We start from the raw sequence: 21,101 nt of genomic DNA, 5'->3' as shown, positions 1-21,101 counted from the left end.
TCAGGGCTTTTCGACGCGCGCGACCTGATAGGTGACAAACGCGCCTTCCCGCCCGACCGAGATGTATTCGCCAAGACGGAAGCACTCCTCGGCCAGGCGGAAACCGATCTCGTCGTCCCGATCACCCGGCTCGTAATCGAAATACCACTGCCCGCCGGGCTTGCGCCGCAACAGCCCGATGCGGACCGTCTCACCATCCCGGAAATGTCGGACGCGACAGGCGTCCCGAGATTTCTTCCATTCGAGCGGATCAAGGAACCCTTCGTGGTTGAGCGGAACCAGAAGATCATAGCCTTCTTCCCGATCTCCCTCCGGATGATCTTTGCCGCGTGCGAGAGCCAAACGCACATGGCGGAAACTCGAGGGTAGTTCTTGTGCCTTGACCACGATCCGATCCTTCATTTTCCCCCTGATACGCCATTGGCAAAGGAACTTTCTTGATCTGGCGCAAGTGAGATCGAGGCACCCGTCATCCAACGCCGGCCGCTACAGGTGAAACTCCTGGTTCTGCCGTGGCACCACACTCGGCCAGCGCAGTTCGCGCTCGATCCGGACACGGAGCGCCTCGGAAGCTTCCGGCTCGCCGTGGACAATGAACACACGCCGGGGCGCGCGCTTGAAGCCAGAGAGCCAACGCATCAGCTCATTGCTGTCGGCATGAGCCGAGAGCATGTCCAGTTGTGCGACCTCTGCATTGATCGGCACCCAATTGCCATGGATTTTGAGGTCCTTCGCCCCTTGCTCCAGCGTACGCCCGCGTGTTCCGGGAGCCTGGAAACCGGAAAGCAGGATCGTGCATCTCGGATCGGGGCCAAATGTCTTGAGATGGTGCAACACGCGCCCTCCCGTCGCCATGCCGGAGGCAGCGATGACGATCTTCGGGTATCGGTTCGCCGTGATTGCCTTCGAAGCCTCAACATCGTTGGTATACTGGGCGATACCGAAGGCTTCCCGGCATGTCGCATGGTCGAGTTTATGTTCGCGCGGGTGTCGGCACATCATCTCTGTTGCGTCGATAGCCATTGGGCTATCGAGGAAGATTGGCGTGGAGGCGATGCGCCCTGCCCGCTTCAGTCTCCAGAAATAGTAGAGAAGCTGTTGGGCCCGGCCGACGGCAAAGGCCGGTATCACGAGCGTGCCGCCACGCTTCACGGTGCGTTCCGCGATCGCGCCGAGCGCCTCGGCCGGATCCTCCGCCGGATGGACCCGATCGCCATAGGTTGATTCGACCATGATATAGTCGGGCTCCCCATCTGATACGGGATCGGGAAACAGCGCATCGTCGTAGCGCCCGATGTCACCTGAGAAAACCAGGCTGCGGCCGCCCCAATGAATCTCGGCGTGCGCGGCGCCTAGGATGTGGCCGGCGTGTCGGAAGCGCAGCGTCAGGCCATTGGGCAGAGAAATAGTCTTGCCAAATGGCACGATCGAAAATTGCTCAATGGCCCGCCGTGCGTCTTGCGCACCATAGAGGGGCAAGGCGGGGGTATGCTTCGACAGGTGATGTCTGTTCAGGAACTCGGCGTCTTTCTCCTGCAGAAAGGCACTGTCCATTAGAATCAACTCGGCAACGTCCCGCGTCGCCTCCGTTGCGTAGATGCTGCCACGAAAACCGTCCCTGACGAGTCGGGGCAGGTATCCGGAATGGTCGAGATGAGCGTGCGTCAGGATGACCGCGTCGATCGCCCCCGGATGAACCGGAAGCTTCTCCCAATTCAACTCACGCAGGTTCTTGAGCCCCTGGAACAGCCCGCAGTCGATAAGGATGCGGTGGCCGTCGTGTGTCAGGAGATGTTTCGACCCGGTTACGGTTCCTGCTGCGCCGAGTGAAGTTAATGTTAACATTTGCGACCTTTCAAAATCTCGGCCATGTCCAAAATAAAAGATTTCGCCTGCAATTTGCGGCCCGAAAGCCCCCTCTTTGAACTGAGCCATGCCCTCCGGATGCGGGAGAAAGTGAGCTGTTGGTGCGTTAGGCGTTCCTCCGGTAGGTATCTACAGCAGAGCCTGGCGGAGCGGGTGGTTTCTGACTTCAGCAACGGCGAGTTTTGAAAACCAGACGCCCTCGAATTGCTGTCACGGGGAGGAATGGTCGCTGCCACTGCCGGCTATCGATGGACTGGGATCGATTATCACCCAACAGGAGAACATGCTGTGGCGGAACGATGAAGGTGCCAGCCGGCCCCGCCCACGTTTCGATATAAGGTTCAACGAGAACAAGATTATTGACCTTGATACGACCGCTTCCATCAATGTCGATTACGTCTCCGGGTGTACCGATAACCCTCTTGATGATCATCAAGCCGAGCTCATCTGAAGCGGCAACAACAATGTGTCCCCGCGCAATCGACCTTTCGCTATATACACGGGTGACCAGCGCGAATTGACCCGGCATCAGCGTCGGACACATTGACCAAGATTGGATCCTTATAACAAAGAAGATCCAGCGATGTACTGTGGCACCAAGGATGGCGCCGAGCATGAGGGCGAACCCAACGACAATCGTCGTGCTCACGGCGGATAGCGATGGCAACAGTGCGCCTGCGAGCCGACCGGCCTAATGATGATGTAACCCATGAACATCGTGTCTATGATGATCATGATCCTCACCCTCCGCGAACTTGAAAAAACTTACATATGCCTGAACATAAGCGCGCCCGCCGTCCACGTCGTCAGGATCGTAGTTTTTGAGGCTCATCACTTTTGCAAACCGATGCTTCAACTCATCGACGGCGTTAGGAGCGACTAGCTCAATCAACGGGCCTAGGACCCCAGTCTCTACACACTTATCGGCTACGACGATCTTCTCATCGACAGGCGTGCCGGAGGGCTTCAGGCCCTCGAAGGGAGCGCCTTCGCCGGCGCGGTGGATTCTTACTAGGCTCTCCAGGAAGAACCGGTCAGCCAAATCCTCAGCATCTGGTCCAAGCGCGCGCACCTTGATGCTCTGGGCAAAAATCTTGCGCAACTCTTCGGTATCGTCGGCCGCAATCCACTTCAGTGCATAGTTGAGATCATTGCGCTCCAGTGCCAGCTTTCCATCCTTGACAGTCGGTCCGTCCATAGTGTCGCAATGAGCGCTGACTCTTCGAGGATAAAAAACAACAGCCGCAAAAGCAGCCAACGCCACTAGCATGACGATCAGCAAGTACATGGTTGAGGTCTCCTATTGCGTTCTCAAATCTATGCAAGCTCGTTTCGAGCAACGTTGTCGTAGATCAAATGTGGAAGGGGATATAAAACAATTGCGGCGAGCGCCCGCCGCCAGACGCACTAATCGGAAGGTGTATCTCGGTCCGCTCCTTCAATTGGCGGTGAGCCCGGGGGCCGCAATCGAACTGGCGTCGAGCATTCCACGCCGGACCTGTTCATGGCGAGGTGGGCGATGCGGCCCGAGTTCGAAGCGCCTCGCTGTCAGAAGATGGAGGATCGGGCCGGCGTTGAACGGCAGCACTTCCATCACCGCTGCGGATCTTGTCGGACAAAAGGCGCAAACCGTTCATCACAACCAGAACGGTACCGCCTTCGTGTCCGATCACCGCGAGCGGAAGCGGCAGGTCGAAGAACAGACCGCCAGTCACAAGCAGCAGCATGGCGCCGATCGCGACGACGAGATTCTGTTGGATGATGACGGCCGTCCGCCGTGCCAGCCGGTGCGCATCGGCCAGCTTCTTCATGTCTTCCGACAACAGGGCGACGTCGGCGGCCTGCAGTGCGACGTCCGACCCCGCCGCTCCCATCGCGATGCCGACGTCGGCGCGAGCCAATGCGGCGGCATCGTTGACGCCATCGCCGACGAAAGCGACCTTGCCATCACGCGCGAGGTCGCCGACCTGGAGCACCTTGTCCTGCGGCAGCATCTCGGCATGAACCTCGTCGGGAGCAAGGCCGAGCTCCGCGCCGATGCGCAACGCCACCGGCCTGCGGTCGCCGGTCATCATGACGATGCGGTTGACGCCACCGGTGCGAAGCGCGGCCAGCGCTGGGGCTGAGCTGGCTCTTGCTTCGTCCGCAACACTGACCGCCCCCAGAACGGTCGCACCGCGCCCGAGATAGACCACGGTCTGAGAACTGTCGGCGAGTTCCCGGAACGCCGGATCATCGACGGAGGCGCCCATGTCCTCGACGAGGTGAGCGTTACCGGCCCATATCGGGCCGAAGGCATCGTAGCCGACGATGCCGGCGCTCGGATGCGACGTCACGTCCACGACCACTGCCGGCTCAACGCCATGAACCAGGGCCTCACGACGGATGGCGGCAGCGATGTGATGCTCGGAATGCGCTTCCAGTCCGGCAAGAAGCGAAAGGAAACGGCGATCCTCACCATCCAGGGCGACAATGCGCGTGACCTCTGCACGTCCATTGGTCAGGGTCCCGGTCTTGTCGAACGCGAAGGTATCGACAGCGGCGAGCATTTCGAGCGCACCGCCCCCCTTGAACAGCACGCCGCCTCGCGCCGCGGCAGAGAGCGCCGACAGGATCGCAGCCGGGACCGATATGACGATCGCGCAGGGACTGGCGGCGACCAGCAGCGTCGCGGCCTTGTAGAGGGCCTGCTCCCAGTCGCGGCCAAGCCAATAGAAGACCGCAAGGGCCAGAGCGGAGCCCAGCAGGACGCCGACGGTATAACGCTGGCCGAACCACGCGCTGAAGCGCTCGGATGGCGCCTTCGCTTCCTGAGCCTCGGTGACGAGCTGGATCATGCGCGCGATCGTGCTGTCGCCGACCGTCCTGGTGACGGTCATGTCAAGGACCCCGTCAAGATTGACTGTCGCCTCGAAGACCTGGTCGCCCGGCTCCTTCGAGACCGGCATGGATTCACCGGTGATGTTGGCCTCGTCGATGCCGCTGCGGCCATGCAGGATCACACCGTCGGTCGGCACACGTGCGCCCGGACGCAGCACCACCACATCGCCGACGGCAAGCTCCGCAGCGGGAACCTCCACGACGGTGCCATCGTCCCTTTTGCGGAAAGCCGTCTCCGGCCGGAGCGCCATGAGCGCCTCAACAGCCCGGCGTGCGCGTCCCAAAGCCTGATGTTCGAGCGTGGTCGACACGCTGAACAACGTCAGCAGCACCGCGCCTTCGAACGGCGCCCCGACGATGGCCGCCGCAACGGCCGCGACGACCATCAGCAGATCGATGTCTAGGATATGATCGCGCCACAACGCCGTCAGGGCGCTCCAGGTGGCCGGAAGCCCTCCGGCCAAATAGACCATCGCCAGACCGGGAGATCTTAGAATGGAAAGGCCTTCCGCCGGCGGCCAGGTCCCGGCGACGGCCAGCATCATCCCGAGGACCGCAATTGCCGACATGACGGTCTGGAAATCGAACGACACGCGTTTCATCGTCACACCGCCCGGCCGATCAAGGAGCCGATCAATGCGGTCGAGGCCATCGCGACCGCGCCCCAGAACACCACCCGGATGGTCGGTTTCCAGATGCTGGCGCCACCGGCGCGAGCCCCGATCGCACCGAGGATGGCAAGACCGATGAGGCAAGCAAGGGATACGGTCCATGCAGCCGTTCCGGCCGGCGCAAGCAGGGCGACGATCAACGGCAAAGCCGCACCCGCCGCAAACGTGACCGCCGAGGTCAGCGCGGCTTGAACCGGTCTCGCCATCACATGGCTCGCCAATCCAAGTTCGTCCCGCGCATGGGCTTCGAAGGCATCCTTCGCCATCATCTGTTCGGCAACCTGCCGGGCCAGATCCGGGGCCACGCCGCGCTGCTCGTAGATCGCGGCGAGCTCGGCCAGTTCGGCCTCCGGCTGCGTCGCCAGCTCGTGACGCTCCCGCGCCATGTCGGCTTCCTCGGTATCGGCCTGCGAGCTGACGGACACATATTCGCCCGCCGCCATCGACATCGCCCCGGCTACGAGTCCGGCAACACCGGCCACAAGAATCTCATGCGAGGCGTTGGTCGCCGCGGCGACACCGACGATCAGGCTCGACGTCGAGATCAGGCCGTCATTGGCGCCCAGTACAGCCGCCCGAAGCCAGCCTATGCGTTCGATGAGATGATTTTCCTTGTGAAGGGCGCGCATGGATAGTGCTCCGGGCAGTGATCGTGTGTGCAACGGGAACGATGCCGCGTCGACGCAACCTCGTTCCGTGATGGTGGGAAAATGCAGAAGGCTATCAGTTTAGAATTATTCTAATTCGAGATTGATTCAAGATACGATCGGCCATTGGAACCCCTTTCGTCTTTTACGGCCCCCGGCCGTTGAGCGATGACCGGGGCCCGGAGGGTCTGCGATCAACACCAAGATCGCTCGCCCGCCGGGCGACCCGGCATCGCCCATCGATGTACCTCGATGAAGAGCTTCGAGGCCAAGCCGACTTGCTGCGCAACCGCCGCTAGTCCGTTTCCGTCTCCAGCGACGTGCCGACGGCCCTGCCATCGCCGAAGCGCTTGACGCTGCCATCGACGACCTCGAGCGTTGCGGGATCGATCTTCACCTTGAGGACGTTTCCGCTGGTGTCAGTGACCCGAAGTTCGTAGCAACCATCATCGATCTTCATCTTGTCGATGGTCCATCCGAAGTCGCCTGCAAGCTTCCCGAGAGCTTCGAAGGATTGCCTCTTCTGAGGCGGAACCTCGCACACTTCTCCAGCAAACGCGGCCGTTGCCGGAAGCGTCGCGAGCAATGCAAGCACTGCCAATGTCTTTCTCATGATTTATGCTCCTGGGCTGTGTTGTCGATGGAGGAAATCATGCACAGAGGGACTGACGGGCTACTGAAGATCGGTAGGAATTGTCGTCAGCTTCCGGTCAGCAAACACCGCCATCGTTGCAGCGGAAAGATAATCGTTCTCACGGGCCTGCGTCGAAGCCGCGCCCTTCGCCTGCTTCTTCGTGGGTGACCCCGTCGCGGATGTGGTAGATGCGCCTGAAGGTGGGGATGATCTTTTCGTCGTGCGTGACGACGATGATCGCCGTTCCGAATTTGACAGCCATGTCGTTGAGGATCCGGATCACGGTCAACGCGCGCGCACTGTCGAGTGGGGCGGTCGGCTCGTCGGCAAGAATGACAGGCGGCCGGTTGACCAATCCGCGCGCGATGGCAACGCGCTGTTGCTCGCCGCCGGAGAGCTGCGATGGCATCGCATCGGCTCGGTGCTCGACATCGAGTGCTTTTAGAAGCTCTCGCGCGCGCTGGCGTGATTCATGATTTGGGATGCCGGCAAGCATGGGAAGCAGGGCGACATTGTCGGTCACGTCCAAAAAGGGAATGAGGTAAGGCGCCTGGAAGACAAAGCCGATCTTGTCGCGCCTCAACGCGCGCAGATCGCGGATCTTCCATCCATCGTCATAGATCAGCTCGTCGCCGAGAGTCATGCGTCCACCGCTCGGGTCGATGACCGCCCCCAGAGCTTTGAGCAAGGTACTCTTTCCAGAACCCGACGGTCCAATCAAACCGACGACCTCGCCGGGCGCGACCCGCATATTGACGTCTTTGAGAGCATCGACGGCGGTGGAGCCGCTGCCATATCGCTTCCGGATTTTCTCGATCAGGATCCCGCCGCCCATCTCAGCCACCGATCGCCTCGGCAGGGTCGACCTTCAACGCCATCCGGATCGCGACGATGCTGGCGAGCGCGCATATGGCGATGACGGCGATAACGCCGACGATCGTATCGGCGGAAAGAAGAAGGACAAACTTTGGGAACAATGGCGCTGCAAAGGTCGCTGTAATCTTGCCAACGACGAAGCCGATCAGCCCAAGCACGATCGCCTGCTGCAGGATCATCGACGCGATCGTGCGATTGCGGGTACCGATCAGCTTCAGCACCGCGATCTCGCGTATCTTGTCCATTGTCAGGGTGTAGATAATGAAAGCGACGATCGCTGCGCTGACAACGGCAAGGATCGCCAGGAACATGCCAATCTGCTTGGCCGAGGTGGCGATCAGCTTGCCGACCAGGATCTCCTCCATCTGCGGGCGCGTATAGACCGTCAGCCGCTTCCACCGTGCGATGTCTGTCGCGATCCGGTCCTGGTCGTATCCCGGTTTGGTGCGCACCAGAACGGCATTCACATAAGGGTTGCTGTTTTGCGAGGCGATGATGGCGTCCAGCAAGCCGGGAACGCCCGGCCGATTGAACTCGGGATTCTCGCTGGTGCGCCGACGCTGACGGACAATGGAGTCGTTGTCCTTGAGGAATTGCGCTTCCTGCGCGTCCTTCAGCGGGATGAAGACCATCGGGTCGCCGCCCGACGACACCGTCCGTCGCGTCAAACCCACAACGGTAAAATGGTTCCTTCGGACAACGATCCTGTCTCCCAGAGAAAAACCAGTGGCGACATCGGCAACCGCCTCGTAGTGGCTGCGCGTGATGTGCCGCCCGGCGACAAGGAAGGGCGGTCGGCCAGGTGTCGCCATGTCCCCTGGCGCAACGCCCACCACCATGGATCGCACGTCGGAGGTACCTTTGCGGACCTGCATCGTAAGATAAGTCACGTTGGCCGCTCGCTCGACTCCGGGGATCGCCAGGATCATGCGGTAAATGTCATCGTTAATGCTCGAGGACTCGGCGTACGGACCGAGCGTGTTCTGCTGGACAACCCACATATCGGCGCCACTATTGTCGAGCAGCACCTTGCCGTCATCGACCATCCCCCGATAGACGCCTGCCATGGTGAAGGTCACACCGATCAGCAGACCCAGACCGACACCCGTGAAGACAAACTTCCCCCAGGAATGCAAAATGTCGCGTCCGGCAAGACTGATCATTTGAGGAGCTCCGCCGGATTGTCAGCGACACGAATGCGGCTCGTGCTGAGCAATTTCGAGGCGCTGTAGACGACAATCTCGTCGCCAATTTTCAGACCCTTCGTAACCTGCACGGTTCCTTCCAGGTCGGCAGCGCCCAATTGGACTGCCGTAAACCGGATCTTCCCACCTTCGATCTTCCAGACACCCAATTTGCCGCCGACGTTCTGGATCGCGGCATTCGGAATGGTCGGCGAGGCGGCGATCTCGGGCAGGGCGACCGATACTTCGGCCAACTCGCCAATTGAGGGCAGCGGCACGGGAAGCGTGTCGAAGTTCACCTTTGCAAGATTTTCTTCCGTCACCGCATCTGCAAGGACTTCCACCCGTGCAACGCTTCCCGGTAATCCTTCGCCGGCGCGTGAGCGCAACGCGATCGTGGCGGACAAATCCCGCCGCAAGCCCGTCGCGGCAATCTGATCGAACCTGGCATTGATCCAGAGATTTTTTGGATCGATCATTTCCACCACCGATTGGCCCGCGACCACGGTCGTTCCCGGCTCCGCTTTTCTTGCAGAAACGACACCGTCTACCGGCGCAAGCAGAACCAGGTTCTCCCGCTGCTTGACCAGACCGTCACGGTCGGCGCGGTTACGATGGAGATCCTGCTGCGAAGCGAGAAGATTGGACTGAGCGGCCGAGAGAGCGGCCTGCGCCACCTCGCTCTCTTGCCGCTTCGTTTCGACTGCGACCTCACTCACGGCGCGGGTCTTCCAGAGTTCTTCATACCGCTTCGCCTGAGCAAGTGCGTAATCCTTGCGCGTCCTGGTATCGACCACCTGCGCTTCGGCGACTTTGATCGACGCTTCCGCTCGGCCGATCGCCGCTTCAAGTGCCGCGATGCGGGCATCAAGGTCTACCGGGTCCATTTCGGCCAGGGTCTGGCCGGATCGAACCTGATCACCCACGTCAACAAGAATCCTGCCGATACGTCCCGCGCTGGTGGGGCCGATCTTGTAGGAGAAACGCGCTTCGACAGTGCCAATGCCGAACAACGCCGGTGAAATCGAACGGGCTTCAACGACGGCAGTCGTAACGGACACCGGCGCGAGAGGGCCGGAGCGCAAGACCACATAGCCAAACAAGGCCGCGGTCACAGCTCCAACGCCAATGAGCAGCAGTGTGCGGCGCTGCAATGAAGGCAGTTTCATCGACCTGCCTCCAGGTAAATCTGCGTCATTGAATGATCTGCGATGGGGGTGACGCGCCTTGCTGACGTCGCCTTGATCGAGCGAACGGGAGATTTCGTCGCCGAGGAATGCCGATCGATCATCTCGGCACCTCGACAGCGCGCCGATACAACGCAAAAACACCTGGGGCGATTGCACGTATCTGCGCAACATCGCCAACTAGCAGGGATTGCATGACAAGACCCTGGATCGCCCCGATAAAGAGCGCTACGGCGGCCTTGTCATCCAGCGTGTCGGCGAATTCACCCTGCTCCTTGCCGTCCGCGATGAGCCGCCCGAGACGCTCGCCGTAGCGTTGGATCAAAGTATGCGCCATTTGCTTGGCAAGGGTCTGCTCCGCGCGCTGCAGTTCGCCGAACAGCATCCTGGGCACACCGGGATGTTCCATGATGAACTCGATATGCGCGAAGAATGCCGCTTCCAGTGCGTCAATCGGAGAGGACGTCGCGGACGTGGCCTTGTCGATGCGCGCCAGAAGGCGCTCCGCTACCCACTCCATAACCGCCTGAAGAATGGCGTCCTTCGATGGGAAGTGCCTGAACAGGGCGCCTTGTGTCACACCCATGCGCTGCGCGATCGCTCCGGTCGTAATGTCCGCAGGGTTTTGTTCGGCCGCCAGATCGATGACGGTCTCGACGGTCACCCTGCGTCGTTCCGGAGCTGAGAGGTTGGTCGAGCGCGGCATCAGCGGTTACCCCAAAGATAGTAATTAATTACTATCTTACAATTTAGACCATTTTTCAAGAGGCTATGCAAGCGCCGATCATTTCAGCGCCACATAGATCGCCGGAATGACGAGCACCGTGAGAAGCGTCGAGGAGACGAGACCGAACAGCAGCGCGATGGCGAGCCCCTGGAAAATCGGGTCGGTCAGGATCACGCCCGCGCCGATCATCGCGGCGAGCGCGGTCAGCAGGATCGGCTTGAAGCGGACGGAGCCGGCCTCAAGCAGTACATCGACCATTGGCCTGCCCTGCCCCCCGGAATGGCGGATGAAATCCACCAGCAGGATCGAATTGCGCACGATGATGCCGGCAAGCGCGATAAACCCGATCATCGAGGTCGCGGTGAACGGCGCCGCGAACAGCCAATGCCCGAGCATGATGCCGATGAAGGTGAGCGGGATCGGCGTCAGGATGACCAGTGGAAGCTTGAACGAGCCGAACTGCGCGACCACAAGGATATAGATGCCGAGGATCGCCACCATAAACGCCGCGCCCATGTCGCGGAAGGTGACCCATGTCACTTCCCACTCTCCATCCCACAGCAGGGTCGGGCGGGTTTCGTCATCGGGCTGGCCGTGCAGCGCGATCACCGGCTTCGGAACATTGCCCCAATCCGCCTTGGAAATCGCATCGTTGACGGCGAGCATGCCGTAGATCGGCGCCTCGTAGGCACCGGCAAGCTCGGCCATGACCATCTCCGCCGCTCGGCCATTGTGCCGGAACACAGGATACGATGCCGGCTGCTCGGAGACCGACACGACGTCGCCGAGTTCGACGACACCCCGGCCGCCGGGCAGCGCGTTGGCCGGAACGGGCGTGGTGAGCGCGCGTTCGTCAATGACCTTCTCACCCTTCGGCAGGGCGATGCGGATCGGGATCGGCTGACGGCCACCGCCGCGATGCGAATAGCCGACCGTGGTGCCGCCATGGAGATAACGCAACGTGTCATAGACGTCGGACTGCTCGACCCGATAATATTCGAGATTGTCTTGATCGATCGCGACGCGCATGCGCTGCGGCTGATTGTGGTAGCTGTCGTCGACGTCGACAATGAAGGGCACGCTCTTGAAGGCCTCGCGCACTTTTCCGGCGACGGCACGACGCGTCTCGGCGTCCGGTCCGTATATCTCAGCCAGCAGCGTCCCCAGCACAGGCGGGCCAGGCGGCGGTTCCACCACTTTCGCTACTGTGCCCTGCGGCAACGCAAGGCCCTCGATGCGCTTGCGAATATCAAGAGCGATCGCATGGCTCGCACGGCCGCGCACGCCTTTGGGTAGAAGATTGACGACAATGTCGCCCTGCTGCGGTTCTGCGCGCAGGTAGTAGTGCCGCACCAGTCCGTTGAAGTCGAAGGGCGACGCTGTTCCGGCATAGGTCTGGAAGGATACGATCTCCGGCATGTCGCCCAGCCGCTCCACCATTTGCTGCAATGTCCGGTCCGTATCCTCGACCGAAGAGCCCTTGGGCAGGTCGACGATTACTTGAAGGTTGGTCTTGTTGTCGAAGGGCAGCAGCTTGACCGTGACGTGCTTGGTGTAGAGAAGGCCAAGCGACGCGATCGTGGCCATGCCGACGACCAGGAGGAACGCCCAGGCCCGGGCGCGGCTCCGCAGGACAGGCCGCGCGACCATCGCGTAGATTCTGCCGAGACGCCCTCCATCGGCCGCCGCATGAGCGTGTCCGCCCACTGCCTCCTTCCGGCCGAGCTTCATCATCAGCCAGGGCGTAAGGATCACCGCGACGAAGAAAGAGAACAGCATCGCTGCCGAAGCGTTCGCCGGGATCGGGCTCATATAGGGTCCCATCATCCCCGACACGAACAACATCGGAAGGAGCGCAGCTACGACGGTCAGCGTGGCCACGATGGTCGGGTTGCCGACCTCGGCAACGGCGTCGACAGCGGCCGCGCTGCGCGATCGGCCGTCCTGCATGGCCCAGTGGCGGGCGATGTTCTCGATGACGACGATGGCGTCGTCGACCAGGATGCCGATCGAAAAGATCAGGGCGAACAGGCTGACACGGTTCAGCGTATAGCCCATGAGCCAGGACGCGAAGAGCGTGAGCAGGATGGTGATCGGAATGACGACCGCGACCACCATCGCCTCGCGCAAGCCGATGGCAATGGCGACCAGGAGGACGATCGAGACGGTTGCGAGCCCAAGATGGAACAGAAGCTCGTTCGCCTTCTCGTTGGCGGTCTCGCCGTAATCGCGCGTGACCGTCATCTCGACATCCTTCGGAAAGATCTGGCCGCGGGTCTGCTCCAGACGCTTTACGATATCGTCGGCAATGACCACGGCATTGGTGCCTGGCCTCTTGGCGATCGCAAGAGAAACCGCCGGAACCCTTTGCAGCCCATCTGCTGTCGAACGGACATCAGTGACACGGGCCTCCGCCGGCGAGGTGGCAAGGACCGTTTTTGCGACATCGCGCACATAGACGGGCCTGCCGTCGCGCGCGGTGAGAAGGATGTTGCCAATTTCGGAGAGCTCCTGCAGCGTCTGCCCGGCAACAATCGCGCGCTGCTGGCCGCCTTCGCGCACCGTGCCGACGCGGAAGGAACGGTTTGCCCCCTCGATCTTGGCGGCGAGTTGCTGAAGGGTGATGCCATAGAGCGAGAGCTTTTCCGGATCTGGCTCGACTTCGAACTGCTCGGGCTGCTCGCCAACGATATAGGTGAGGCCGATATCAGGCAGCTTGGCGACCTCGACCTGCAGCTCGCGCGCCAGCCTTGTCAGCCCGTTGGCGGTCCAGTGCCCGGCGCTCCCTTGTGTTGGCCGCAGCGTAACGACGACGATCGCCACATCGTCGATCCCGCGTCCTACGATCAGCGGATCGGGAATGCCGACGGGGATGCGGTCCATGTTCGCCCGGACCTTCTCATGCACCCGCAGGATCGCGGCATCGGCATTGGTGCCGACCTTGAACCGCGCCGTGACGAGCGCACCATCATCCTCGGTCTGGGAATAGACGTGTTCGACGCCGTCGATCGCTTTGACGATGGTCTCGAGCGGTTCGGTTACGAGCTTGACCGCATCCTCGGTCTTCAAGCCGTTCGCCTGTACGCGGATATCGACCATCGGCACCGAGATCTGCGGCTCCTCCTCGCGCGGCAACGATACCAGTGCAACCAGCCCCAGGACGAAGGCGGCCAGCAAGAAGAGCGGCGTTAGCGGCGAGCCAATGAAGGCACGGGTCAAGCCACCGGCCAGACCGAGAGCAAGTCTTGGCGGCGTCATGGCAGCACGATCCGATCGCCGTCATGAAGGCCGGTGAGGATTTCGATGCGGGGCTGGCCGTCATCTTCGAAGCGCTCGCCGATGATGACGGCCACATCGATCGCGCCCCCTATTCCAGCGACACGTACATAGTCGATCCCATGCAGCGTCCGCACCGCTTCCGGCGGCACAGCAAGCACGGAGCGTTTGCCGACCGGGATGGATACGAGGGTCCTCTCATTGACGAAGTAATCGCCGATGCCGGCGACCTCGACATCGGCGGTGACACGTCCATCGACGATTTCCGGATAGACCTTGACGATTCGACCCGGAAGCCTCGTTTCGGATTGATCCGGCGACCGTTTCAGGCCGCGCTCGCCGACTGTGACATTTGCTCCCTGCACGATATCGGCCGCATGGCGCTCCGGCAGAGAAAGACGCAGATAGTAGGGGCCAGGAGCAATGCGCGCGATTTCCTCGCCCGGCAGGACGACCGAGCCGAGCGTCACCGGCACGGTCAGGACACGGCCTGTGGCGGGCGCGACAACAGTGCCTTCCCGAGTGCTTTGCTCGATAACGGTCTTGTCGGCCCGAGCCGCCACGACCTGATTGGTCGCCACCTCGAACTGCATTCTGGCCTGATCGAGACTGGCTTGCGTACCGGCGCCGCTTGCCCTCAATTGCTGCGCCCGCTCGAGCTGCAGTTTGGTATTGTCGAGTTGAGAACTGAGAGCATCGATTTTGGCTTGGGCGGCGTCGAGCTGGAGCGAGAGCTTGTCATCGACGATGACGGCGATGGCGTCGCCTTCCTTGACCTCATCCCCCTGGCTGACGCGCAGTTCGCGCACCGAGCCGCCGGTGCGAACCCGCGCCGGCAGCACGATACGGCTTTCAACCTGCCCGAACACGGCCTTCATGTTCGGAACAGTCGTCGTTTTCACGATGAAGTCGGCAGCGTATGCGCCATGGCTCGTCAAAGCCACGATCAGGGCGAGCATTGCCGCTCGAGGGTAAGGGATCGGTCGATACATGAAGGGATTGCTTCCAAAGAAGACCGGCGCTCCACGCGACGGTGGCAAACAGGAATACTTGACTGCTATTTGAACGCGATGCCTGCCGGGCAGCCGAGCTTCCTGAACAGGATCGCCGCCGGGCAAAACCCGGTGATCGACGATTGGATCAGATTGAAGCCGACGAAGACGTTCAGCAGATACCACCAGGGCGAGACATAAAAGCCGAGCGCCAGGGACAACAGAACCATGAACCCCGCGAACATCAGCACGGCGCGATCGATCGTCATTTTGAATACTCCTATGTTGAGAACTCAGGTTGGAAATTACTCGGTAGTCTCGATGCGGATGTCCTTCAGCTTCCCAACGCCAAGCATGTTGAGCACGAGATTTTCGTAGAACGTCTCAGCCTTGCCCTGCCGCACCTTGAGCAGGAAGTATTTCTCAAAGCCGATCTTGGCGGCATGGACCCATTTGCCGCGTGACGCCCAGTTCACGTTGCGCGGGGGAATTTGCGGCTGCGCGACGAAGGCAATGCCATCATCGCCAAAATCGGCGAGACAGACCGCGTTCCAGGTCGCGACGGCCCTGGGCTCCTCCCCCTTCAGCAGCGCGGCAATATTTTCGGCCGTCGCTGTCACCATGGATTCGATCATGAAGCCGGTCTTCGGCACGCCGACCGCGAGCGGGCTCTTGCCGACCGGCGGAATGGCAACGCAGACCCCGATGCCGAAGACATTCGGGAAAGCCGGATTGCGCTGGTGCTTGTCTATGAGGACGAAACCGCGCGGATTGGTCAGCCCTTCTATACCAGCGATCGCCGGCACACCGCGGAAGGCCGGCAGCATCATCGAGAAGGCGAAGGGCAGCTCATGAGTTGTCTTGACGGTGCCATCGTCGTGGACCTCTTCGGCGATCAGCTTGCCAGGCTCGACCGTCGTCGTCCGGGCATTGGTGATCCACTTGATGTGACGTTCGCGCAAGGCGCTTTCGAGCAGCCCCTTGGTGTCGCCAACGCCATCAAGCCCGAGATGGCCGATATAGGGCTCGGGCGTGACGAAGGTTATCGGAACCTGATCCCGCACCCGCGCATTGCGCAGCGCCGTGTCGAGGATGAAGGCATACTCGTAGGCCGGACCGTAGCAGGAGGCGCCTTGCACAGCTCCAACGACGATGGGACCGGGCCGTTTCACCAGTGCGTCGAATGCGGTCTTCGCTTGGGTCGCATGGCCGATCTGGCAGATGGATTGGGTATGAGCATCGGGGCCCAGGCCCGGCACCTCATCGAAGGCAAGGGCGGGGCCGGTAGCAATGATCAGGAAGTCATAATCGAGAAGGGAGCCGTCATTGAGTTCGACGCGGTTTTGCGCGGGCTGGACCCGACGTGCTCCCTCGGGCCTGAGTGCGATTCCATGCTGCTTCAGAACGGGAACGAGATCGACGGTTATGTCCTGCGGCTGCCGCCAGCCAACCGCGACCCAGGGATTGGAAGGAACGAAGGAATAGCTGGAGCCGAGATTGACGACAGTCAGACGATCGTCACGCCGGAGCTTGCGTTTCATCTCATAGGCCATGATGATTCCACCGAGGCCTGCGCCGAGAATGACAATATGAGTCATGGCTTTCGCTCCGCTGTTTCTATGATCGGTCTGCCCATTTCTGGTTGCCGGAGACCATTCAATTCAGACGCTTCCAAGCTTTATGGCTTGCATCTAACATTCAAAGGTTTTAAATTCAAGGATATGAATGTAGAAGAAATGATACCGGCCGCCGAAAAGGCCGCCGAATTGATGCGCAGTCTGTCGCACCCCCAGCGGCTGCTCGTTCTGTGTGCGCTGGTCGATGGTGAACGATCGGTCGCCGAACTGCGGCAAGGACTGGCAATCGAACAAGTGCCGATGTCGCAACAACTTATGCGGTTGAGAGCGGACGGGCTGGTCGAGGCGCGGCGCGAGGGAACGACTGTCTATTACTCGATTGTCCGACCGGAGATCCTGACTGTCGTGCAGGCTTTGCACGACGCGTTCTGCCCACCAGGCAGCGGCAAACAGCCGCGAAGCGGTCCGGCGAATGGAGGAAATGATGATGGAGCAGCGAAGCAAGCGAACGGCAACCCAGCTTGAGCCCGGCAATTCCGGTTTGCCGGATCAACCATCCTTCTTTCCAGAGCTTCAACGCATTTGCGTTGCGTTGATGAGGAAGGACGAAGCCGCAGCTTTCTTGAAACTACTCGCAAACGACAAGCGCTTGCTCATTCTTCACTACTTGCTGACCGGTGGAGAGCATTCGGTAGAAGAAATCGGGATAGGTCTCGATATCAGGCAACCATCGCTCTCGCAGCATCTGGCGAAACTTCGTAACGCAGGATTTGTTCGCACGCGCCGCGATGGACGGCACATCCTTTACAGTATTTCGGACCATCCCTCGATCATGCGCTCGTTGAATGGCATCGATCGATTGCTGCAACAGAAATGCTGATAACGGCTGCTTTTGAATTGGCTTCGGCTATGCGCCGCCCGACCCCACACCAGAAATCTTGCGCGAACTCATGGCCCGGGAGCTTTCGCGTTTTGGTGAACTGATACGCCGGGCAGGCCTGTCTCGGGTTCCAACCACCAACCTATCGCGCCAGACCGTAGGGATAGGAGGCCGCGCGCTGTACATCAACCTGCCCGGAAAGCCGGCGGCCTAGATTTATACTTTGCCCTGTGTCCTGGTCTTTCCAGCCGTATTTTTATTACCGGGAGCTGATCGGCGCCGAACGCATCGAACTCTCCAACTGATTGAACTCGTTCTTCGAGCCTATCCCTGTCAGGATGGCGAAGCACCAGTCCACGATCAGTGCCGCATCTGGTGCCAACTCCTGCGCCATTCCCCCGGCAAATTCTAAGAAGGCTGGCAGGTTCAGACCGTTTACACCTACGAGTACCGGAAGACCGCGTTCGAGAGCGTCCGCGATCGTACCGGTCAAACCCTTGCCCTCCGCTTCCTGCTTGCCGAATTTGTTGACCACCAGCATCTCGGCATCGTCCAGAGCGTTCGAAACCCACAGCACCGATTGCTCCAACACACCGGCATCCAGTCGGCAGCCCCGCGCGTGGGCACCGCGGTCAACGCTGATGCGCACCACCGGACCGTCGGGTAGCAACCGCAGATCCATGTCGCACCGAGGGCGATCACTTCGGTCGATATTGGTCTGTACGGTGCCCGCCAGGGCCACGCCATGCGCTTCAAGCCGGTCGACGACGTCGGCCAGAAGAAGGTCGATCCGACCGCGACCCCGCATGGTTACATAGCCAAGCTTCATCGCGTTCTCCCTCGGGTTCAGCCGTCCGAAAACGGCAGAAATTCCAGCATATCGCCACGCTGGATGTGGTGGGTTTCCGAGGGGATCAGCAGCAGCCCATCGGCTTGTGCCAGAAGCGCCACCCGATGCGATACGGCTGAGGCTGTAATCTCCACGTTTCTGGTTCCGTCTTCGTCATAGCTGCCGAGACGGGCCGGCAGGAACTCGCAACGGCCCGGGTTCCGGATGCGATCGAAGTCCGCGCGCACGACGCAGCGTGGTGGCCTTGCCTTCCGGATACCCGCCAGCGCCTCTGCGATACGCGCTCCGATTACATACCAGGCGACGAAAGCTGAAACCGGATTGCCCGGCAAACCAATGTAAAGCGCCGAACCGAGGAGGCCGATGATGAGCGGCTTACCGGGCTTCATCGCTACTTTCATAACGTGAATCTTGCCGCCTGCGGCGTTGAGCACTGCGGGCATATGGTCCTCATCCCCCACGGAGACTCCGCCGGTGGTCACTACCAGATCGGCATCGCGGGAAGCCTGCTCCAGCGCTTCACGCAACCGGTCGGGCTGGTCGGGAACGGCGCCCATGTCGATTGTCTCTACCCACGGAAGATCAAGGGAACCCTGGAGATGATAGCGGTTGGCGTTCCAGATCTGCCCTGGCGCCAACGGCGTTCCCGGTGCGCGCAATTCCGAGCCGGTGCTGAAGAAGGCGACCCGGATACGACGCCTGACGACCACCTCGCTGCAACCGGCCGCTGCGAGCAGTGCAGCCACGCGCGGTCCTATGCGACAGCCGACTGGCAGAAATTCAGAACCGAGTACCAGGTCCTCACCGGCGCGCCGAATATTTTCGTTCGGTCGGGGACGCCTTTGTATCTCGACGGTATCGCCTTCCAGCCGTGCTAACTCCTGGATGACTACCGCATCGCATCCCGGAGGGATGGCCGCACCGGTAAAGATGCGCAACACCGCGCCGGCCGGAAGCGGCCCGCTGTCGGTATCGCCGGCCGCCACTCGCCCTGACACCCGCAGCCGCCACGGCCCCTCGCCAGCAAGGTCGGCAAGCCGGACGGCGTAACCATCCATGGCGGAACTGTCGAACAGTGGGAGCGAGACGCCCGACCGCACAGCCTCGCCCAGTACCCTGCCATGCGCCCTTTCCAGCGGCAGCCGTTCCACCTGCGCGACTGGCTTGACCAGCGCCAAAGCCCGGCGAAGAGCTGCGTCGACGGAAATCAGCGCGCCCATCTCAGGCTTGATTTCGCAGCCGCAAAGGAAGGGATCGGACAGGGCGGGGGCGTCGTTCATTTCGAAAATTTCACCTCCCCGGCGGGGTGGCCTGCAAAATCGACGCCCGCCACCTGGTACCGTGCCGCGAGCTCCTCGACATAGGCGCGGCTCGCCCGCACCCAATCTGCCTTTTCCTGCGCTTGGCGCAGATGTGGCAGAACGGTCGTGAACGGCAAGACCTCGCCACGCACACGCGCGTCAAGCCGGATCAGGTGGAACCCATAGCGGCTTTCTACTGGCGCGTCGGAGATGCTTTGTTCCTCCATGGAACACAGCGCTGCTTCGAATTCCGGCACCGTATCGCCTGAGGCGAGTTGGCCCAGCATCCCGCCATTGGCGCGGGAAGAGCAGGCGCTGAACTCGCCCGCCAGCTCAGCGAAGCGGCGGGGGTCGCGCTGCAGGTTCGCCAGCACGGCTTCCGCTTGCTGGCGCGCCGACGCCCTGCCGGCGGCGTCGCCGGGCGCAGCGGCGAAGAGGATATGCGCGGCCTCGAACAGCGATGGCCCGCGGAACCGGTCGGGCGCCGCATCGTAGAGCGCGCGCAGCGGCGCCTCGTTGACCGGAGCCGGGGCAATCGTGCGCTCGAACAGCTGGCGGATTAGTGCTTCCTCTTCGGTCTCCCACTTCCCTTCTTCCAGCTCGATCGGCTCGGGCGCGATGTCGTGCGCGCGCGCCTCCTGCAGGAGCGTCTCGCGTAGCGCCAGCGCCCGCGCCGCCGCCCGCCAGGCAAAGCCGGGCTGACCTTTGGGCGCCGGATGGTTCTGCGCCTCGGCGGCAATGGCTTCGGGGGCGATGGTCACGCCGTTGACCGTGACCGGCTCCGGCCGGGCGGTGCGATCCAGGATAATCATTCGCCCGGCTCCATGCGCGGCCCCGGCAGTGGCGTAAGCCCGGTCGGCGCGGGTTTGGCGCCGCGCCGCGAGCGCACGATCTGGTAGCCCGGCCGCCACAAATAGCGCACCGGCGCCGAGAACATGTGAACGAGCCGGGTGAAGGGGAACAGCAGGAAGATGGTCAGCCCGAGGGCGATATGCGCCTTGAACAGCGGATTGACGTCGACGATAAAGTTCGCAGCGCCAGCGCGCATATAGATGATCGCCTGCGCCCAGTTCATGAACTTCACCATCTCCGTGCCATCGAGATGGCCGAGCGAAACGATGATGGTGGCAAGCCCAAGCAGGAGTTGGGCCATCAAAAGCACCATGATGCCGGTATCGGCGAGCGTGGAATTGGCGCGGATGCGCGGATCGAACAGCCTGCGATGTAACAGCAGCGTGCCGCCGACAAGGGTCATGATTCCAGCGATGCCGCCGGCGGAGATGGCGAGAATCTGCTTGGCCTCGTGGCTGACGCCGAGAAAATCGAACACCTGGATCGGCGTGAGCAGCCCAACGAGATGGCCTCCGAAGATCGTCAGGATGCCGACATGGAACAGCACCGAACCGGCGATGAACTGGCGCTTGCGCAGCAGCTGGCTCGACTTGGACTTCCAGGTGAAGGGGTCGCGCTCATAGCGGGCGATGCTGGCCATCACCATCACCGTGATGGCGATATAGGGATAGATGCCGAAGACGAAATTATGCATGGCGGTC

21 protein-coding genes are annotated in these 21,101 nt (G+C 61.3%); 2 read left to right on the top strand and 19 right to left on the bottom strand.

Features of this window, described 5'->3' with window-relative positions; genetic code table 11:
- The 15 genes from G539_RS0111005 to G539_RS0110940 form a co-directional block, all read right to left on the bottom strand.
- Positions 1–387, bottom strand: coding sequence for a hypothetical protein (locus tag G539_RS0111005; protein ID WP_029075253.1), 387 nt, complete (start codon positions 385–387; stop codon positions 1–3).
- 99 nt (positions 388–486) lie between these two features.
- Entirely contained in the window at positions 487–1,845 is a 1,359-nt protein-coding gene (locus tag G539_RS0111000) for an MBL fold metallo-hydrolase RNA specificity domain-containing protein (protein ID WP_029075252.1), read from the bottom strand.
- Between the two features lie 187 nt (positions 1,846–2,032).
- Positions 2,033–2,515, bottom strand: coding sequence for a signal peptidase I (gene lepB, locus G539_RS26690; RefSeq protein ID WP_084639939.1), 483 nt, complete (start codon positions 2,513–2,515; stop codon positions 2,033–2,035).
- 42 nt (positions 2,516–2,557) lie between these two features.
- A complete protein-coding gene (locus tag G539_RS24425; protein ID WP_051231290.1) occupies positions 2,558–3,154 on the bottom strand; it encodes a DUF6448 family protein in 597 nt (198 codons plus the stop codon).
- Positions 3,155–3,368: 214 nt separating this feature from the next.
- Positions 3,369–5,348: a heavy metal translocating P-type ATPase gene (locus tag G539_RS24420; protein ID WP_084639938.1), complete on the bottom strand. Its 1,980-nt coding sequence runs from the start codon at positions 5,346–5,348 to the stop codon at positions 3,369–3,371.
- 2 nt (positions 5,349–5,350) lie between these two features.
- Positions 5,351–6,046, bottom strand: coding sequence for a VIT1/CCC1 transporter family protein (locus tag G539_RS0110985; protein WP_029075251.1), 696 nt, complete (start codon positions 6,044–6,046; stop codon positions 5,351–5,353).
- Positions 6,047–6,359: 313 nt separating this feature from the next.
- Complete coding sequence (locus tag G539_RS24415; protein ID WP_035830969.1) at positions 6,360–6,677, bottom strand: PepSY domain-containing protein; 318 nt, start codon at positions 6,675–6,677, stop codon at positions 6,360–6,362.
- A 139-nt stretch (positions 6,678–6,816) separates the two neighbouring features.
- Positions 6,817–7,533 (bottom strand): ABC transporter ATP-binding protein, encoded by a 717-nt coding sequence (locus G539_RS0110975; RefSeq protein WP_029075250.1) that lies wholly within the window; start codon positions 7,531–7,533, stop codon positions 6,817–6,819.
- Position 7,534: 1 nt separating this feature from the next.
- Positions 7,535–8,737, bottom strand: a complete 1,203-nt coding sequence (locus G539_RS0110970) for an ABC transporter permease (protein ID WP_029075249.1) — start codon at positions 8,735–8,737, stop codon at positions 7,535–7,537.
- Positions 8,734–9,927, bottom strand: coding sequence for an efflux RND transporter periplasmic adaptor subunit (locus G539_RS0110965; protein ID WP_029075248.1), 1,194 nt, complete (start codon positions 9,925–9,927; stop codon positions 8,734–8,736). Before G539_RS0110965 ends, G539_RS0110970 begins: the two co-directional genes overlap by 4 nt.
- A 118-nt stretch (positions 9,928–10,045) precedes the next feature.
- Positions 10,046–10,609 (bottom strand): TetR/AcrR family transcriptional regulator, encoded by a 564-nt coding sequence (locus G539_RS0110960; protein WP_425402352.1) that lies wholly within the window; start codon positions 10,607–10,609, stop codon positions 10,046–10,048.
- Between the two features lie 120 nt (positions 10,610–10,729).
- Positions 10,730–13,930, bottom strand: a complete 3,201-nt coding sequence (locus G539_RS0110955) for an efflux RND transporter permease subunit (RefSeq protein ID WP_029075246.1) — start codon at positions 13,928–13,930, stop codon at positions 10,730–10,732.
- Positions 13,927–14,907: an efflux RND transporter periplasmic adaptor subunit gene (locus tag G539_RS0110950; protein ID WP_029075245.1), complete on the bottom strand. Its 981-nt coding sequence runs from the start codon at positions 14,905–14,907 to the stop codon at positions 13,927–13,929. Before G539_RS0110950 ends, G539_RS0110955 begins: the two co-directional genes overlap by 4 nt.
- A gap of 98 nt (positions 14,908–15,005) precedes the next feature.
- A complete protein-coding gene (locus tag G539_RS0110945) occupies positions 15,006–15,209 on the bottom strand; it encodes a YgaP family membrane protein (protein WP_029075244.1) in 204 nt (67 codons plus the stop codon).
- Between the two features lie 36 nt (positions 15,210–15,245).
- On the bottom strand, positions 15,246–16,538 hold the full coding sequence (locus G539_RS0110940; protein WP_029075243.1) for an NAD(P)/FAD-dependent oxidoreductase: 1,293 nt from the start codon (positions 16,536–16,538) through the stop codon (positions 15,246–15,248).
- On the opposite strand from G539_RS0110940, the gene G539_RS26685 reads away from it, so the two are divergent.
- Both G539_RS26685 and G539_RS26680 read left to right on the top strand, forming a co-directional pair.
- On the top strand, positions 16,530–17,042 hold the full coding sequence (locus tag G539_RS26685) for an ArsR/SmtB family transcription factor (RefSeq protein WP_245576858.1): 513 nt from the start codon (positions 16,530–16,532) through the stop codon (positions 17,040–17,042). The genes G539_RS0110940 and G539_RS26685 overlap by 9 nt on opposite strands.
- Positions 17,002–17,397: an ArsR/SmtB family transcription factor gene (locus G539_RS26680; protein WP_245576857.1), complete on the top strand. Its 396-nt coding sequence runs from the start codon at positions 17,002–17,004 to the stop codon at positions 17,395–17,397. Before G539_RS26685 ends, G539_RS26680 begins: the two co-directional genes overlap by 41 nt.
- Before the next feature lie 259 nt (positions 17,398–17,656).
- Here G539_RS26680 and G539_RS0110925 read toward each other — a convergent pair whose 3' ends face one another.
- From G539_RS0110925 to narI, 4 genes are read right to left on the bottom strand one after another with little or no spacing between them, the layout of a single operon-like run.
- On the bottom strand, positions 17,657–18,226 hold the full coding sequence (locus G539_RS0110925; protein ID WP_029075241.1) for a DUF2478 domain-containing protein: 570 nt from the start codon (positions 18,224–18,226) through the stop codon (positions 17,657–17,659).
- Positions 18,227–18,243: 17 nt separating this feature from the next.
- On the bottom strand, positions 18,244–19,527 hold the full coding sequence (locus tag G539_RS0110920; protein WP_029075240.1) for a molybdopterin molybdotransferase MoeA: 1,284 nt from the start codon (positions 19,525–19,527) through the stop codon (positions 18,244–18,246).
- Positions 19,524–20,360, bottom strand: a complete 837-nt coding sequence (locus G539_RS24410) for a peptidylprolyl isomerase (RefSeq protein WP_051231289.1) — start codon at positions 20,358–20,360, stop codon at positions 19,524–19,526. Before G539_RS24410 ends, G539_RS0110920 begins: the two co-directional genes overlap by 4 nt.
- Positions 20,357–21,094: a respiratory nitrate reductase subunit gamma gene (narI, locus tag G539_RS0110910; protein ID WP_029075239.1), complete on the bottom strand. Its 738-nt coding sequence runs from the start codon at positions 21,092–21,094 to the stop codon at positions 20,357–20,359. The genes G539_RS24410 and narI overlap by 4 nt, the downstream gene beginning before the upstream one ends.
- Positions 21,095–21,101 lie beyond the last annotated feature (7 nt).

Source organism: Kaistia adipata DSM 17808 (assembly GCF_000423225.1).
In the GTDB taxonomy this organism is placed as follows: domain Bacteria; phylum Pseudomonadota; class Alphaproteobacteria; order Rhizobiales; family Kaistiaceae; genus Kaistia; species Kaistia adipata.
Note: the sequence above shows the minus strand (reverse complement) of the source record. Positions and strands in the feature narration are given on the sequence as shown.